Source organism: Streptomyces sp. NPDC046197, assembly GCF_040646295.1.
Classification (GTDB): Bacteria; Actinomycetota; Actinomycetes; order Streptomycetales; family Streptomycetaceae; genus Streptomyces.
Genome location: NZ_JBEYZY010000002.1, coordinates 466,203 through 482,814, shown reverse-complemented (window position 1 = coordinate 482,814; position 16,612 = coordinate 466,203). Strand labels below are relative to the sequence as shown.

Annotated in this window: 15 protein-coding genes; 9 read left to right on the top strand and 6 right to left on the bottom strand. The window is 71.6% G+C overall.

Going from position 1 to position 16,612, the window contains the following annotated elements:
• Positions 1–25: 25 nt before the first annotated feature.
• A complete protein-coding gene (locus tag AB0A61_RS04940; protein WP_361286108.1) occupies positions 26–646 on the bottom strand; it encodes a hypothetical protein in 621 nt (206 codons plus the stop codon).
• A 382-nt stretch (positions 647–1,028) separates the two neighbouring features.
• Between AB0A61_RS04940 and AB0A61_RS04935 the strand changes: the two genes are divergently transcribed.
• A complete protein-coding gene (locus tag AB0A61_RS04935; protein ID WP_361286104.1) occupies positions 1,029–2,801 on the top strand; it encodes a biotin carboxylase N-terminal domain-containing protein in 1,773 nt (590 codons plus the stop codon).
• Positions 2,802–3,156: 355 nt separating this feature from the next.
• On the opposite strand, the gene AB0A61_RS04930 is transcribed toward AB0A61_RS04935, so the two are convergent.
• A complete protein-coding gene (locus AB0A61_RS04930) occupies positions 3,157–4,104 on the bottom strand; it encodes a DeoR/GlpR family DNA-binding transcription regulator (protein WP_361286101.1) in 948 nt (315 codons plus the stop codon).
• A 167-nt stretch (positions 4,105–4,271) separates the two neighbouring features.
• Positions 4,272–5,720 carry an NAD(P)H-quinone dehydrogenase gene (locus AB0A61_RS04925; RefSeq protein ID WP_361286098.1) on the bottom strand — a complete coding sequence of 483 codons (1,449 nt, stop codon included), beginning with the start codon at positions 5,718–5,720 and terminating at the stop codon, positions 4,272–4,274.
• Positions 5,721–5,825: 105 nt separating this feature from the next.
• On the opposite strand from AB0A61_RS04925, the gene AB0A61_RS04920 reads away from it, so the two are divergent.
• From AB0A61_RS04920 to AB0A61_RS04905, 4 genes are all read left to right on the top strand, one after another.
• Positions 5,826–6,263, top strand: a complete 438-nt coding sequence (locus AB0A61_RS04920) for a gamma-glutamylcyclotransferase (protein ID WP_361286095.1) — start codon at positions 5,826–5,828, stop codon at positions 6,261–6,263.
• A gap of 50 nt (positions 6,264–6,313) precedes the next feature.
• Positions 6,314–6,598 carry a hypothetical protein gene (locus AB0A61_RS04915; RefSeq protein ID WP_361286092.1) on the top strand — a complete coding sequence of 95 codons (285 nt, stop codon included), beginning with the start codon at positions 6,314–6,316 and terminating at the stop codon, positions 6,596–6,598.
• Positions 6,599–6,759: 161 nt separating this feature from the next.
• Positions 6,760–7,584, top strand: coding sequence for a purine-nucleoside phosphorylase (locus tag AB0A61_RS04910; protein WP_361286089.1), 825 nt, complete (start codon positions 6,760–6,762; stop codon positions 7,582–7,584).
• 435 nt (positions 7,585–8,019) lie between these two features.
• Positions 8,020–9,666, top strand: coding sequence for a phospho-sugar mutase (locus tag AB0A61_RS04905; protein ID WP_361286086.1), 1,647 nt, complete (start codon positions 8,020–8,022; stop codon positions 9,664–9,666).
• A gap of 151 nt (positions 9,667–9,817) precedes the next feature.
• Here the strand turns inward: AB0A61_RS04905 and AB0A61_RS04900 are convergent, their stop codons facing one another.
• Positions 9,818–10,516 carry a PH domain-containing protein gene (locus tag AB0A61_RS04900; RefSeq protein ID WP_361286083.1) on the bottom strand — a complete coding sequence of 233 codons (699 nt, stop codon included), beginning with the start codon at positions 10,514–10,516 and terminating at the stop codon, positions 9,818–9,820.
• A 178-nt stretch (positions 10,517–10,694) separates the two neighbouring features.
• Here AB0A61_RS04900 and deoC point away from each other — a divergent pair, with 178 nt between their 5' ends.
• The 3 genes from deoC to AB0A61_RS04885 are packed head-to-tail and all read left to right on the top strand — an operon-like array spanning position 10,695 to position 14,077.
• On the top strand, positions 10,695–11,690 hold the full coding sequence (gene deoC / locus AB0A61_RS04895; RefSeq protein WP_361286080.1) for a deoxyribose-phosphate aldolase: 996 nt from the start codon (positions 10,695–10,697) through the stop codon (positions 11,688–11,690).
• 16 nt (positions 11,691–11,706) lie between these two features.
• On the top strand, positions 11,707–13,143 hold the full coding sequence (locus AB0A61_RS04890; protein ID WP_361286265.1) for an aldehyde dehydrogenase family protein: 1,437 nt from the start codon (positions 11,707–11,709) through the stop codon (positions 13,141–13,143).
• Positions 13,136–14,077, top strand: a complete 942-nt coding sequence (locus AB0A61_RS04885; RefSeq protein WP_361286077.1) for an aldehyde dehydrogenase family protein — start codon at positions 13,136–13,138, stop codon at positions 14,075–14,077. The genes AB0A61_RS04890 and AB0A61_RS04885 overlap by 8 nt, the downstream gene beginning before the upstream one ends.
• Before the next feature lie 74 nt (positions 14,078–14,151).
• Here AB0A61_RS04885 and AB0A61_RS04880 read toward each other — a convergent pair whose 3' ends face one another.
• Entirely contained in the window at positions 14,152–14,571 is a 420-nt protein-coding gene (locus AB0A61_RS04880) for a hypothetical protein (protein WP_361286074.1), read from the bottom strand.
• Positions 14,572–14,698: 127 nt separating this feature from the next.
• Here AB0A61_RS04880 and AB0A61_RS04875 point away from each other — a divergent pair, with 127 nt between their 5' ends.
• Positions 14,699–15,334, top strand: a complete 636-nt coding sequence (locus tag AB0A61_RS04875) for a uridine kinase (RefSeq protein WP_361286071.1) — start codon at positions 14,699–14,701, stop codon at positions 15,332–15,334.
• 285 nt (positions 15,335–15,619) lie between these two features.
• Here AB0A61_RS04875 and AB0A61_RS04870 read toward each other — a convergent pair whose 3' ends face one another.
• Positions 15,620–16,405, bottom strand: coding sequence for a SigE family RNA polymerase sigma factor (locus AB0A61_RS04870; protein ID WP_361286068.1), 786 nt, complete (start codon positions 16,403–16,405; stop codon positions 15,620–15,622).
• Between the last annotated feature and the right edge of the window lie 207 nt (positions 16,406–16,612).

The window sequence follows — 16,612 nt, the reverse complement described above, 5'->3', positions numbered from 1 at the left end:
CGGACCGCCAAGCGCGGCGCCCCCTTCACCGGACCGGCGGACGCAGGATCCCCCTGCACCGGACCGCCAAGCGCGGCGCCCCCTTCACCGGACCGGCGGACGCAGGATCCCCCTGCACCGGACCGCCCTCACCGGACGGGCCGCCGTCGGTCGTGGGGTGTCCCTCGTCCGCGGGTCCGCCGTCGGGCGTACCGCCGCCGGACGGGTCGCCCGTGCCCCGGGGGCCGCCGTCGTGCGCCACCCCGGACGGCCCCTCCTCACGGTCGTACGTCATCAGCAGCAGCACGATGAGCCCCAGCACCACCACCATGAACAGGAACGCGCGCCAGCCCACGAGCCCCCAGGCGAACGCACCCAGCAGCCCGTGCACCACGGCCGCGCTGATCAGCAGGATGCGGCCGAAGCCGGCCGGCCGGCGGCCGCGTACGGCGACCAGCAGGGCGACCAGCCCGCACAGGGCGAAGTAGAGGCCGAAGAGCACTCCGCCGGCCTTCGACGAGGTCGACATCATGTTCGGGTCCAGGCCGGCCAGGGACATCCGCTGCCGATGGACGACCGTCCCGAGGAACCAGTTCAGTGCCGCAACGCCGAACGCCTCGGCGAAGAGCACGACCGCCACGACCCACGCCACCGGTCTGCGCACCACCGGCCCCACCCACTTCCGACTGCCGCTCCACGCATCCGCGCGAGCCTCGGTTACCCCAGGTACGTTCGATACATCGCGAACGCTACTAACGGGTAAACCCAGGGACAAGGGTCCTGCGAACGGCAAAGAATCATTGGGCCATTCGTAGGGACTCCACAAAGAAACGAAGTGGGCCGCAGCACGCCCTCACAGAGACCTTGACCACACAGGAGGGCTAGGGTTTGCCCGAGGAGTCCTGCGTACAGCGATGCGACAAGGGATTTCGCAGGTCGAGCGAGCCTCGAATCACGCTCCGTGTGGGCAAGCTCACCACTGGGGACGGGTCGAAGTGCCGTGTCGGCAGTCCCTAAACTCGGCTTGTTTCAAGGAGGGAGCCTCAATCGTGCGCAAGGTGCTCATCGCCAACCGTGGCGAAATCGCTGTCCGCGTGGCCCGGGCCTGCCGGGACGCCGGGATCGCGAGCGTGGCCGTCTACGCCGACCCGGACCGGGACGCTCTGCATGTCCGCGCCGCGGATGAGGCGTTCGCCCTGGGCGGTGACACTCCGGCCACCAGTTACCTGGACATCGAGAAGGTCCTGAAGGCCGCGAAGGAGTCGGGCGCGGACGCCATCCACCCCGGCTACGGCTTCCTCTCGGAGAACGCCGAATTCGCCCAGGCGGTCCTGGACGCGGACCTGATCTGGATCGGCCCGCCGCCGCAGGCCATCCGCGACCTCGGCGACAAGGTCGCCGCCCGGCACATCGCCCAGCGCGCCGGTGCGCCGCTGGTGGCCGGTACGCCCGACCCGGTGAGCGGCGCCGACGAGGTGGTCGCCTTCGCCGAGGCCAACGGCCTGCCGATCGCCATCAAGGCCGCCTTCGGCGGTGGCGGCCGCGGCCTGAAGGTCGCCCGCACCCTCGAAGAGGTCCCCGAGCTGTACGAGTCCGCGGTGCGCGAGGCAGTGGCCGCCTTCGGCCGCGGTGAGTGCTTCGTCGAGCGCTACCTGGACCGTCCCCGCCACGTGGAGACCCAGTGCCTGGCCGACCAGCACGGCAACGTGGTCGTCGTCTCCACCCGTGACTGCTCGCTGCAGCGCCGCCACCAGAAGCTCGTCGAGGAGGCCCCCGCGCCCTTCCTCTCCGAGGAGCAGGTCGCCGAGCTGTACCGCGCCTCGAAGGCCATCCTGAAGGAGGCCGGCTACGTGGGCGCCGGCACCTGCGAGTTCCTCGTCGGCCAGGACGGCACGATCTCCTTCCTGGAGGTCAACACCCGGCTCCAGGTCGAGCACCCGGTCACCGAGGAGGTCGCCGGCATCGACCTGGTGCGCGAGATGTTCCGCATCGCCGACGGTGAGGAGCTCGGATACGACGACCCGGCGCTGCGCGGCCACTCCTTCGAGTTCCGCATCAACGGTGAGGACCCGGGCCGCAACTTCCTCCCGGCCCCCGGCACGGTGACCCGGTTCGACCCGCCGGCCGGTCCCGGCGTCCGCCTGGACGCGGGCGTGGAGTCCGGCTCGGTCATCGGTCCGGCCTGGGACTCCCTGCTGGCCAAGCTGATCATCACCGGCCGTACCCGCAGGGAGGCGCTGGAGCGCGCCGCCCGTGCCCTGGAGGAGTTCCAGGTCGAGGGCATGGCCACCGCCATCCCGTTCCACCGCAAGGTGGTCACGGACCCGGCGTTCGCCCCCGAACTCTCCGGCTCCGACCAGGCCTTCACGGTGCACACCCGCTGGATCGAGACCGAGTTCGTCAACGACATCAAGCCCTTCACCGCCCCCGCCGACGCGGAGACGGACGAGGAGCCGGGCCGTGAGACGGTCGTCGTCGAGGTCGGCGGCAAGCGGCTGGAGGTCTCCCTGCCCAGCTCCCTGGGCATGTCGCTGGCCCGCACCGGCCTGGCGGCGGGCGCCAAGCCCAAGCGCCGCGCGGCCAAGAAGTCCGGCCCCGTGGCCTCCGGCGACACCCTCGCCTCCCCGATGCAGGGCACCATCGTCAAGGTGGCCGTCGAGGAGGGCCAGGAGGTCAAGGAGGGCGACCTGGTGGTCGTCCTGGAGGCCATGAAGATGGAGCAGCCGCTCAACGCCCACAAGTCCGGCACCATCAAGGGCCTGTCCGCGGAGGTGGGCGCCTCCGTCACGTCCGGCGCCGCGATCTGCGAGATCAAGGACTGAGCGGTACGACGTCCCGAGGCGCCCGGCGGACCGGTGAACCGGTCCGCCGGGCGCCTCGCGTCATGGGCTCTCGCGCGCGGCTGAGCGGCCGACGGCGTTCGTGTGCGTCACGCTCGTGTCCACAGACACCGTGAACACGACGCGACCCCGCAATCGCCCGGCCGCGCCCACGTCTGTCAGCGCTGCCCCGGGCAACGACCCGACCGCGGCCCAGGCTCAAGCCGGCGCCGGGCAACCACCCGATCGCGCCACTCGGCATCGCCCGGCCGCGCCAACGGCGTCAGCGCTGCCCTCGGCACCCACCCCACCGCGGCACGACGCTCAGCGCGGCGCGGGGCGGGGCGCCAATCCCGCCTCAGCGCCTGCGAAGGTCCGCCACCCGGGCTCGCTCCGTACCCGGCTGTTCGCCGAGTGTCGCGGAGCGGAGGCCCGGGCCGGGGCCCTGGCTGCGGCGGGGGCCGGGCAGGGGAACCTCCCGGCGCCGTTCGCGCGCCGGGCCCGGATCGCCTCCCGGGGCTCCCGCCGCGCCGGCCACGGCGATCTGCACACCCTGGTCGGCGAGCGCCTGGAGCTCGGTCGCCGCACGGTCGTCATGGGCCGGAGGCTCGTCCGTCACCAGGCGGGTGATCAGATCGGTCGGCACCGTCTGGAACATCGTGTCCGTGCCGAGCTTGGTGTGGTCGGCGAGGACCACCACCTCCGCCGCCGCCTGGACCAGGGCCCGGTCCACGGACGCCGACAGCATGTTGGACGTGGACAGCCCGCGCTCGGCGGTCAGGCCGCTCCCCGAGAGGAAGGCCTTGGAGACCCGCAGCCCCTGGAGCGACTGTTCGGCGCCGGAGCCGACGAGGGCGTAGTTGGAGCCGCGCAGGGTACCGCCGGTCATCACGACCTCCACGCGGTTGGCGTGGGCCAACGCCTGAGCGACCAGGAGGGAGTTGGTGACGACGGTCAGGCCGGGGACCCGGGCGAGCCGGCGCGCCAGCTCCTGCGTGGTCGTCCCCGCCCCGACGACGATCGCCTCGCCCTCTTCGACGAGGCCCGCGGCGAGGTCGGCGATGGCCGTCTTCTCCGCGGTCGCGAGATGGGACTTCTGCGGAAAGCCGGACTCCCGCGTGAACCCGCCCGGCAGTACCGCACCGCCGTGCCGGCGGTCGAGGAGTCCTTCTGCCTCCAGTGCCCGCACGTCCCGCCGTACGGTCACTTCGGAGGTCTGGACGACGCGGGCGAGTTCACGGAGCGATACCGCACCGTTCGCTCGCACCATTTCGAGGATCAATTGGCGACGTTCAGCAGCGAACACGAAACTGACAGTAACCCCAGCGACCGTCTGCTTTCAGCAGTTTGCGCCGAATAACAGAAGTTGTTCGTACAGCAGGACGGGAAGTGGTATAGGGACCTAGTCGCGCCGCCTATGCCGTACGCATGGTCGACAACTCCCCGTGACCAGCGGGGAGTCGGGCCGCCCGGTCAGAACTCGGCGGTCGTCTTGCGGGTGTGGAGCTGTCGTGCCACCTCGGCGATCGACCCCGAAAGGGAGGGGTACACGGTGAACGCGTTCGCGATCTGTTCGACCGTCAGATTGTTGTCGACGGCGATCGAGATGGGGTGGATGAGTTCCGAGGCGCGCGGCGCGACCACGACACCGCCGACCACGATCCCGGTGCCCGGACGGCAGAAGATCTTCACGAAGCCGTCCCGGATGCCCTGCATCTTGGCGCGCGGGTTGCGCAGCAGCGGCAGCTTCACGCAGCGGGCGTCGATCTTGCCGGCGTCGACGTCGGCCTGGCTGTAGCCGACGGTGGCGATCTCCGGGTCGGTGAAGACGTTGGAGGAGACCGTCTTCAGGTTCAGCGGGGCCACCGCGTCGCCGAGGAAGTGGTACATGGCGATACGTCCCTGCATGGCCGCGACGGACGCGAGGGCGAAGACACCGGTCACGTCACCGGCCGCGTACACACCCGGAGCCGTCGTCCTGGAGACCTTGTCGGTCCAGATGTGGCCCGACTCGCGCAGCTTGACGCCCGCCTCCTCCAGGCCCAGCCCCGCACTGTTGGGGATGGCGCCGACGGCCATCAGGCAGTGGGTGCCGGTGATGACCCGCCCGTCCGACAGGGTGACCTCCACCCGGTCCCCGACCCGCTTGGCCGCAGCGGCCCGCGACCGGGCCATGACGTTCATCCCGCGGCGGCGGAAGACGTCCTCCAGGACGGCCGCCGCGTCCGGGTCCTCGCCCGGCAGCACCCGGTCGCGCGACGACACGAGGGTGACCTCCGAACCGAGCGCCTGGTAGGCGCCCGCGAACTCGGCACCGGTCACACCCGACCCGACCACGATGAGCTCCTCGGGCAGCTCGTTGAGGTCGTAGACCTGGGTCCAGTTGAGGATGCGCTCGCCGTCGGGCTGTGCGTCGGGCAGTTCGCGGGGGTGTCCGCCGGTCGCGATCAGGACGGCGTCGGCCGTGAGCGTCTCCTCGGTGCCGTCGGCGGCCGTGACGACGACCTTCCGCGAGCCGTCGAGGGCCTGCATGCCCTCCAGCCGTCCGCGTCCGCGCATGACCCGGGCCCCGGCCCGCGTCACGGACGCGGTGATGTCGTGCGACTGGGCGAGCGCCAGCCGCTTGACCCGTCGGTTGACCTTGCCGAGGTCCACGCCCACGACCCGGGCGGCCTGCTCGATGTGCGGGGTGTCGTCCGCGACGATGATGCCCAGCTCCTCGTACGACGAGTCGAAGGTGGTCATCACCTCGGCCGTCGCGATGAGCGTCTTCGAGGGCACGCAGTCGGTCAGCACCGACGCTCCGCCCAGACCGTCGCAGTCGACGACGGTCACCTCCGCGCCGAGCTGCGCCGCGACCAGCGCCGCTTCGTATCCGCCGGGTCCGCCACCGATGATCACGATCCGAGTCACGTACCCCATTGTCCCGCACGGCTCAAGGTGCTAACGCCTTGGGGGCGGGGCCGGGCCCGTTCTGTTACCTCTGGGACCCGAGAGACGCACGCGCCCCTGCCGTACCCTCGACCCATGTCGCTCTACGCCGCGTACGCCGGCAATCTCGACGCGCGGCTGATGTCCCGCCGCGCCCCGCACTCGCCGTTGCGCGCCACGGGCTGGCTGAACGGCTGGCGGCTGACCTTCGGCGGCGAGCACATGGGCTGGGAGGGCGCGCTGGCGACGGTCGTCGAGGACCCGCTCTCCCAGGTCTTCGTCGCGCTCTACGACATCGCCCCCATGGACGAGGAGTCCCTGGACCGCTGGGAGGGCGTGGGGCTCGGCGTCTACCGGCGGCTGCGGGTCAGGGTGCACACTCTGGACGGCGAGGAACCGGCGTGGGCCTTCGTCCTGAACGCCTACGAGGGCGGCCTGCCCTCGGCCCGCTACCTCGGCGAGATCGCCGACGCGGCGGAGTCCGCCGGGGCACCACACGATTACGTGATGGAACTGCGCAAGAGGCCGTGCTGAGGCGGAGCGGCCATAAAATTGGGCCGATTGCCGGACCGAGGGGAGACGCCATGGCCCCCATCGCCACGTACGACGTCTACTACACCGAACAGGCCGCCGCGGCCCGCGACCGGCTGGACGACCAGCAGCGCATCGCCTTCGACAAGGGCATCTCGCTCCTGGCCCGCGATCCCTTCCTCTCGGTGTCCCGTCCCATAAGCTCGACCGGGGACGACCGCACGATCCGGCTCACCCAGAACATCCTGGTGGAGTACACGGTCAGCCGGGGACGGCTGCTGATCTTCATCGTCGAGGTCTTCAACGACAAGGACGTCCTCATCCCTGACGAGGGCTGATCCCCTCTCGGCCCCCTCGGCCGCCCGCCGGCCCCCGGGTCCCCCCTCCGGTACCGCCGGGCACCGTCCCGTCGCGTCGTGGGAAACGACAAGACAACGATCGCATTGCCGTGACCTCCGTCATCTACGCGCGTAGGCCCAGACCGGCTACCCTCGACCGCGTGAACGCATCTCTTCTTCCGGACGACATCCAGGGCGACCCCTACGCCGCCGCCGACGCCGCCGCCGCGCGCCTGCGTGAACTCACCGGCGCCGAGACCCACGACGTGGCTCTCGTGATGGGCTCCGGCTGGGCACCGGCCGTCGACGCCCTGGGCACCCCCGACGCCGAGCTCCAGGTCACCGAGCTGCCCGGATTCCCGCCGCCGGCGGTCGCGGGCCACGGCGGCAAGATCCGCTCGTACGCCATGGGGAACAAGCGGGCCCTGGTCTTCCTGGGCCGCACCCACTACTACGAGGGCCGCGGTGTGGCCGCCGTCGCCCACGGCGTGCGCACCGCCGTCGCGGCCGGCTGCAAGACCGTGGTCCTGACCAACGGCTGCGGCGGTCTGCGCGAGGGCATGCGTCCCGGCCAGCCGGTCCTGATCAGCGACCACATCAACCTCACGGCGACCTCGCCGATCGTCGGCGCCAACTTCGTGGACCTGACCGACCTCTACTCGCCCCGCCTGCGCGCGCTGTGCAAGGAGGTCGACCCCACGCTGGAGGAGGGCGTCTACGCCCAGTTCCCCGGCCCGCACTACGAGACCCCGGCCGAGATCCGCATGGCCCGGGTCATCGGCGCTGACCTGGTCGGCATGTCCACGGTCCTCGAAGCGATCGCCGCACGCGAGGCCGGCGCCGAGGTCCTGGGCATCTCACTGGTCACCAACCTCGCCGCGGGCATGACCGGGGAACCCCTGAACCACGAGGAGGTCCTCCAGGCGGGCCGGGACAGCGCGACCCGGATGGGCTCGCTGCTGGCCCAGGTGCTGGGGCGCCTGTAAGGCACGGCCCGACGGGTGCCGAGGCGGGCGCCCCGGGGCTCAAGGCACGCGTGCCGTCGCTGCCGTAAGCGGGTCGACCCGCACCGGCGGGTGCCGCTCGGGGCTTTCCCCGCCACGATGGCGGGAAGGCCGCCCGACGGCGGGAGCGGGCCGCGGTGGTGCGTCGCAGCCCGCCGCCCACTTCGTCCCTGCCGACGGCAACGGTGCACCGGACCGCAGTACGCCCGACCCGCGGCGGGCCGGACGCACACCGCGACCCCGACCCACCCACCGGCACGAGGCGCAACGCCCCTTCCCCCACCCACCGGCACGAGGCGCAACGCCCCTTCCCCCACCCACCGGCACGAGGCGCAACGCCCCTTCCCCCACCCACCGGCACGAGGCGCAGCGCGCCACTTCTCCCCCAACCCACACAACACGAGAGGCTGACCGAACGTGCACGACGACCTCATCGCACGGGCCAAGGCGTGGCTGGCCGAGGACCCCGACGCGGAGACCCGTGAGGAACTCGCCGAGCTCTTCGAGGCCGGGGACGTCAACGAGCTCGCCGCGCGTTTCAGCGGCACCCTCCAGTTCGGCACCGCGGGCCTGCGCGGTGAACTCGGCGCCGGCCCGATGCGCATGAACCGCGCCGTCGTCATCCGCGCCGCCGCGGGCCTCGCCGCGTACCTGAAGAAGAACGGGACCCCGCACGGGGACGGGAACGCCGGCCTCGTCGTCATCGGCTACGACGCCCGCCACAAGTCCGCCGACTTCGCCCGCGACACCGCCGCCGTGATGACCGGCGCGGGCCTGCGCGCCGCGGTCCTCCCGCGCCCCCTGCCCACCCCCGTCCTCGCCTTCGCCATCAGGCACCTCGGCGCGGTCGCCGGCGTGGAGGTCACCGCCAGCCACAACCCGCCCCGGGACAACGGCTACAAGGTCTACCTCGGGGACGGCTCCCAGATCGTCCCGCCCGCCGACGCCGGGATCGCCGCCGAGATCGACGCCATCCGCTCCCTGCACGACGTCCCCCGCCCGGACACCGGCTGGGAAACCCTCGACGAGGGCGTCCTCGACGCCTACCTCGCCCGCACGGACGCCGTCCTCGCCCCCGGCTCACCCCGTACCGCCCGTACCGTCTACACGGCGATGCACGGCGTCGGCAGGGACGTCCTCCTCGCCGCCTTCGCGCGCGCCGGTTTCCCGGCGCCCGTTCTCGTCACCGAGCAGGCCGACCCCGACCCGGACTTCCCGACGGTCGCCTTCCCCAACCCCGAGGAGCCCGGCGCGATGGACCTGGCCTTCGCCACGGCCCGCGCGACCGACCCGGACCTCGTCATCGCCAACGACCCCGACGCCGACCGCTGTGCGGTGGCGGTGAAGGACGGCGAGGACTGGCGCATGCTGCGCGGCGACGAGGTCGGCGCGCTGCTCGCCGCCCACCTGGTGGGGCGCGGCGCGCGCGGCACGTTCGCGGAGTCGATCGTCTCCTCCTCCCTCCTCGGCCGGATCGCCGAGAAGGCGGGCCTGCCCTACGAGGAGACCCTCACGGGCTTCAAGTGGATCGCGCGCGCCGAGGGCCTGCGCTACGGCTACGAGGAGGCCCTCGGCTACTGCGTCGACCCCGAGGGCGTCCGGGACAAGGACGGCATCACCGCTGCCCTTCTGATCACCGAACTGGCCTCGCGGCTCAAGTCGGAGGGCCGCACCCTGCTCGACCTGCTCGACGACCTGGCCGTCGAACACGGTCTGCACGCCACCGACCAGCTCTCGGTCCGCGTCCAGGACCTGTCCGTCATCGCGAACGCGATGCGCCGCCTGCGCGAGCAGCCCCCGACCCACCTCGCCGGGCTGCCGATCACCAGCGCGGAGGACCTGACGCAGGGCACCGACAAGCTGCCGCCCACCGACGGCCTGCGCTACACCCTCGACGGCGCCCGCGTCATCGTGCGCCCCAGCGGCACGGAGCCCAAGCTGAAGTGCTACCTCCAGGTCGTGGTCCCCGCAGCGACACACGCCGATCTCCCGGCAGCTCGGGCCAAGGCGGCAAAGCTGCTGACAACCCTCGAGCACGACCTGTCGACAGCCGCCGGCATCTGACCCCGCTTCCCCGCCCGCGGCCTTGACGCCCGCGGGCGGGCAGCCGCCGCACAAGGACAGGCCGACAGTTGGGGAGTGTCACCCACGCGAGTGACGGGGCGGACCGCGCCCGATCCACAACCGGTTCGCGTCCTTGTCGAGGCCGCTCCGGTCAGCCCGTTGCCAGCAGGATTGCCAGTACGACGGCTCCGGCGAGCGCCGGTCCCAGGATCTCGTAGGCCCAGCGGAGCGTGATCTCACCCTGGGCCGTCCTGGCGTCGGCCCGGGTCTCGTGGAGTTCGCGCAGGTCGTCCATGATCTGGTCGGTCGCGGCGCGGGCGGGCCCGGTCTGCCCGGCGGCGCCGCGCGAGCCGCCGACCGGGGCGCCGCGCCCGAAGGTGCCGCCGCCGCGCCCAGCCCCCGTCCCGGGGTCCCCCGCCGCGGCGGTCCGGGTCTCCTGCCGTACGGCCCTCTTGCGTGCCCGCATCGACACGGGCACCGCCCACATCTGGTACTTGGTCCCGGACTTGGCGACGGCCTCGTTCGAGTAACCGGACCGCAGCGTGGCGACCTGCCCCCAGGGCAGCACGATCACGCGGAAGGGATTGCGGATGCGCAGCCGCTCGTCGTTGGCGTACACGGCCGGCCGCAGGGTGAAGGCCACCACGAGCGGCACGATCAGGATCATCCCGGCGAGTGCCAGCCATGGGGTGCGGCCGTGGCCGCGCAACAGCGCGTCGAAGCCCAGCCACACCACGACGGCGAGCAGCAGGACACCGCTCGCGATGCCTCCGGACGACCGGTACACCCGGTCCCCGGCCTCGGGGGCCGGCGGCTGCGGCGCTGGTGACTCGTGCTCGGGCGTCGTCATGGTCCCGATTCTGCCCGACGGCCGCGCGGACGCTCACCCGCGGTGCCCCACCTCCCCGGCACACCTCTCCGGACCCGGCCGCCACTGCCCGCGCCCCGCTCGTCTGCGCGCCGGACATGTGAGATGAGCCGCGGGGGTGTACAGCCGCTACGCGCGTAGATATGCTCGCCTGGTGACCATGCCCACCTCTGCATCCTCCCCCAAGCTCTCGGCTTCGCTCGAGCAGGGTGGTACCCCCATCGCGCTCAGTGACGTCACCGCGTCCGACAGCACGCTGCGCCGCTTCCTCCACGGGCTGCCCGGCGTCGACGCGGTCGGCCTGGAGGCGCGCGCCGCCTCGCTCGGCACCCGATCCATCAAGACCACCGCGAAGGCGTACGCCATCGACCTCGCCATCTCGATGGTCGACCTGACGACGCTGGAAGGCGCGGACACCCCGGGCAAGGTCCGGGCGCTCGGCGCCAAGGCGGTCCACCCCGACCCGACGGACCGTACGACCCCCACCACGGCCGCGGTCTGCGTCTACCCCGACATGGTGGCCACCGCCAAGGAGGCCGTCGCGGGCTCGGGCGTGAAGGTCGCCTCGGTGGCCACCGCCTTCCCGGCGGGCCGTGTCGCCCTCGCGGTGAAGCTGGCCGACGTCCACGAGGCCGTCGCCGCCGGCGCCGACGAGATCGACATGGTCATCGACCGCGGCGCGTTCCTCGCGGGCAACTACCTGAAGGTGTACGACGAGATCGTCGCCGTGAAGGACGCCTGCGGGACGTCCGCCCGTCTGAAGGTCATCTTCGAGACGGGCGAGCTGTCCACGTACGACAACATCCGCCGCGCGAGCTGGCTCGGCATGCTGGCGGGTGCCGACTTCATCAAGACCTCCACCGGCAAGGTCGCCGTCAACGCGACCCCGGCCAACACGCTGCTGATGCTGGAGGCGGTGCGCGACTTCCGCGCGCAGACCGGCGTCCAGGTCGGCGTGAAGCCCGCCGGCGGCATCCGTACCAGCAAGGACGCGATCAAGTTCCTCGTCCTGGTGAACGAGACCGCCGGGCCGGACTGGCTGGACAACCACTGGTTCCGCTTCGGCGCCTCCTCGCTCCTGAACGACCTGCTGATGCAGCGCCAGAAGCTGGCCACCGGCCGTTACTCCGGCCCCGACTACGTGACGGTGGACTGAGACCCTCATGGACAACGTGTCATCCGCATTCGAGTACGCACCGGCGCCCGAGTCCCGCTCGATCGTCGACATCGCCCCCGCCTACGGCCTGTTCATCGACGGTGAGTTCGCCGAGGCGGCCGACGGCAAGGTCTTCAAGACCGTCAGCCCGTCCACCGAGGAGGTCCTCTCCGAGGTCGCCCAGGCCGGTGAGGCGGACGTGGACCGCGCGGTGAGGGCCGCCCGCAAGGCCTTCGGGAAGTGGTCGGCGCTGCCCGGCTCCGAGCGCGCCAAGTACCTGTTCCGCATCGCCCGCATCATCCAGGAGCGCAGCCGCGAGCTGGCCGTCCTGGAGACGCTGGACAACGGCAAGCCCATCAAGGAGACCCGCGACGCCGACCTGCCGCTGGTCGCCGCGCACTTCTTCTACTACGCGGGCTGGGCCGACAAGCTGGAGCACGCCGGATTCGGCCGGAGCCCGAAGCCACTGGGCGTGGCCGGCCAGGTCATCCCGTGGAACTTCCCCCTGCTGATGCTGGCGTGGAAGATCGCCCCGGCGCTGGCGACCGGGAACACGGTCGTACTGAAGCCCGCCGAGACCACTCCCCTGTCCGCCCTGTTCTTCGCGGACATCTGCCGCCGGGCGGGCCTGCCCAAGGGTGTCGTCAACATCCTCCCGGGCTACGGTGACGCGGGCGCCGCCCTCGTCGCGCACCCGGACGTGAACAAGGTCGCCTTCACCGGCTCCACGGCCGTCGGCAAGGAGATCGCCCGCACGGTCGCGGGCACGAGGAAGAAGCTCACCCTCGAACTGGGCGGCAAGGGCGCCAACATCGTCTTCGACGACGCCCCGATCGACCAGGCCGTCGAGGGCATCGTGAACGGCATCTTCTTCAACCAGGGCCAGGTCTGCTGCGCGGGCTCCCGCCTGCTGGTCCAGGAGTCGGTCCACGACGAGCTGCTGGACTCCCTCAAGCGCCGTCTGTCGACCCTGCGCCTGGGCGACCCGCTCGACAAGAACACCGACATCGGCGCGATCAACTCCGCCGAGCAGCTGGCCCGGATCACCGCGCTCGCCGAGCGGGGCGAGGCGGAGGGCGCCGAGCGCTGGTCCCCTGCCTGCGAACTGCCCTCCTCCGGCTACTGGTTCGCCCCGACGCTGTTCACGAACGTCAGCCAGGCGCACACCATCGCCCGTGACGAGATCTTCGGACCGGTGCTCTCCGTCCTCACCTTCCGCACCCCGGACGAGGCCGTCGCCAAGGCCAACAACACCCCGTACGGCCTGTCCGCCGGCATCTGGACCGAGAAGGGCTCCCGGATCCTGGCCGTCGCGGGCAAGCTGCGCGCCGGTGTGGTGTGGTCCAACACGTTCAACAAGTTCGACCCGACCTCACCGTTCGGCGGCTACAAGGAGTCGGGCTTCGGCCGCGAGGGCGGCCGCCACGGCCTGGAGGCGTACCTCGATGTCTGAGAAGACCGAGAAGACCGAGAAGTCCGAGAAGATCGAGAAGATCGAGAAGATCGAGCAGCGACTGACTGTCTTCAAGACCTACAAGCTGTACGTCGGCGGGAAGTTCCCGCGTTCCGAGAGCGGCCGGGTGTACGAGGTGACGGACTCGAAGGGCAACTGGCTGGCCAACGCCCCGCAGTCGTCCCGCAAGGACGCCCGTGACGCCGTGGTCGCCGCGCGCAAGGCGTTCGGTGCCTGGTCGGGCGCGACGGCGTACAACCGCGGTCAGATCCTCTACCGGATCGCCGAGATGCTGGAGGGCCGCCGCGAGCAGTTCGTGCGGGAGATCGCCGAGGCCGAGGGCCTGTCCAAGTCCAGGGCGGGCGCGGTCGTGGACGCGGCGATCGACCGCTGGGTCTGGTACGCGGGCTGGACCGACAAGATCGCCCAGGTGATCGGCGGCGCCAACCCGGTCGCGGGGCCGTTCTTCAACCTGTCCTCCCCCGAGCCGACCGGCGTGGTCGCCGTCCTGGCCCCGCAGGAGTCGTCCTTCCTGGGCCTGGTCTCGGTGATCGCCCCGGTGATCGCCACCGGCAACACCGCGGTCGTGATCGCGAGCGAGAAGTCCCCGCTGCCCGCCCTGTCGCTGGGCGAGGTGCTCGCCACCTCCGACCTGCCCGGCGGCGTCGTCAACGTGCTCTCCGGCCGTACCGCGGAGATCGCGGCGCCGCTCGCCGCGCATCAGGACGTCAACGCGATCGACCTCGCGGGCGCCGACGAGGAGTTGGCGAAGGAGCTGGAGATCGCGGCGGCGGACAACCTCAAGCGCGTCCTTCGTCCACAGCCTGTGGACTACTTCGCGACGCCGGGCACCGAGCGGCTGACGGCCTTCCTGGAAACCAAGACGGTCTGGCACCCGACGGGGTCACTGGGCGCCTCCGGCTCCGCCTACTGAGGCGCTCCACAGACGAGAGCCGCGTCTCCCCTCCGTCCGGGGGAGGCGCGGCTCTCCGCGTGCGGTGCGGCCGTTCAGCCCCGCGGACCGTCCGTGCCGTCGCCCGTCCGCCCCGCGAGCTGCCCCGGAATGCTCCCGATCGTCGGCGCCTCCGCCACCGGGCTGGTCACCATCCTGGAGTCCATCGGCTGGAAGTCGGCGACCTCGGTGGCGACGCTGTTGCTGAACGGGTCGGAGCCGGTGTCCGCCAGGGGGTTGGGCTTGAGATCCGTGACCGGTCCCGTGACGTACTGCGCCGAGCCGGTCAGTGCCCGCAGGCTCGCCCGGGTGTCGTTCCGGTCGAGGGAGACGGGCCGGTGCTCGGCGCCGCTCATGAGGGGGAGGATGTCCGCCGTGGCCGCCGTCGCGCCCGCGCCCAGGGCGACACCGGCGGTCGCCAGGGTCACCAGGGCACGCCGGGCGGTGGGGTGGGGGAAGGACTCGCGTCGAGCCATTTCTGGTGCCGCCTTCTGATGCACAGGGTAACAAGAACAGCACACAGAGTAGTTGAGACGTAACGCACGTTCCAAAGCCGACCCGCGGGGTCGGCAGCGGGTCCACCATGCGTCAAACTGATGTTCCGTGAGCCTTCATCCCCCGTCACCCGCCCGCGTCGTGCTGCTCTGCGGCCCCTCGGGCTCGGGCAAGTCCCTGGTCGCGGCCCGCTCCGGGTTGCCCGTACTGCGCCTCGACGACTTCTACAAGGAGGGCGACGACCCGACTCTGCCCCTGGTGACGGGGAGTTCGGACATCGACTGGGACCATCCGCGGTCGTGGGACGCGGACGTCGCGGTGGAGGCGATCACCCGGTTGTGCGCCTCGGGCAGCACGAACGTGCCGGTGTACGACATCTCGCTGAGCGCCCGGACCGGCGAGGAGAGCCTGCACATCGGACGCACCCCGCTGTTCATCGCGGAGGGCGTGTTCGCCGCCGAAATCGTGGACCGCTGCCGGGAGCTGGGCGTTCTGGCCGACGCGCTGTGCCTGACGCGCGGGCCGGTCACCACGTTCCGCCGGCGTTTCCTGCGGGACCTGAAGGAGGGCCGCAAGTCGGTCCCGTTCCTGCTGCGCCGCGGCTGGCGCCTGATGCGCGCCGAGCGGTCGATCATCGCCCGCCAGGTGTCCCTGGGCGCCCACCCGTGCGACCGGGACGAGGCTCTGGGCCGGCTCACCGCCGCTGCGGCCGGGCGACAGGTGCAGGCACGGACGGCGGCCTGACCTGGCGTAGCGGCAAGTCCTCACCCGCTCACCGCCGTAGGGCGCCGCAATGGCCCGGCCCGCTCCACGGGGACGGCCATGGACGACGCAGACACGACGGGCGGTCCTCAAGCAAAAGCGGGACTGGACGGACCCCCCGGCCCTCCAGCCCCGCTTCCTTGGTGCTCCCCCTTGCATCCCCCGTACTTCCCCGCGGTCCCCGTTCCCCCCGTGGGCCCCCGGTACTGCTCCCCCGTGCTTTCCCCCCAGGTCCCCCCCGGGGGGTCCCCCAGACCTTCGGACGGCTCAGGCGACGAGCTCTCCGAAGGACTCCTCCTCGTCACGGCCGAAGGCGAGGACCTCGTCCTCGCGCAGCCGGCGCAGCGAGCGCCAGATGCTGGACTTCACCGTGCCGACACTGATGCCGAGGATCTCCGCGATCTCCGGGTCCGTGCGGCCCTCGTAGTAGCGCAGGACCAGCATGGTGCGCTGGAGTTCGGGCAGCCGGGCCAGCGCCTGCCACAGGACCGCGCGCAGCTCGGTGCCGCGCATCGCGTCCGTGTCGCCGGGCGTCTCCGGCAGTTCCTCGGTCGGGTACTCGTTGAGCTTGCGGCGCCGCCAGGCGCTGATGTGCAGGTTCGTCATGGTGCGGCGGAGGTATCCGCCGACGGCCGCCTTGTCGCTGATCCGGTCCCAGGCCCGGTAGGTCGAGAACAGCGCGCTCTGCAGCAGGTCCTCGGCCTCGAAGCGGTCACCGGTGAGGTGGTAGGCGGTTGCGTACAGGGAGGCACGGCGCTCCTGGACGTAGGCGGTGAACGCCGCTTCCGCATCCACCCTCTCCGCCGGACGACGCTCCCCCGAGCCCTCCCCGTACGCGCTTCCCCCGTGTGTTTCCCCCGTGTGGGCGTCAACCACCGTCATGTAGGCGGCGTGCTGACGCCCGGCGCCGCGAGCGCACCCCCGCCCTCCCCCACGCTCGAACACGCTCGTGCGGGAGGGACCCCCCTCGGCGCCGGACTTCTCGGAACCCCGGGTCACGTCGTGCAGACGCGTGACCACAGCGCTGGTGCTGGTGCTGTGCAGCGTGTTCATCTCGCGCCCCCCGTCGTGGACTTCCGGTGTTGCCCTGCTTCCTTGCCTGTGCCGAAAAGCTTGCCGCCGCCACTTCATGGCCGTGTCCGCCGACTGTCACAGACCTGTCACAGGGGCCCGCCCGGCCGCGGCACAGCGCGGTCACAGAGCAGAGCGCCACGGCTACGCAGACGCACGCACCACTCTTGATCATTTGCGGGAGATGTG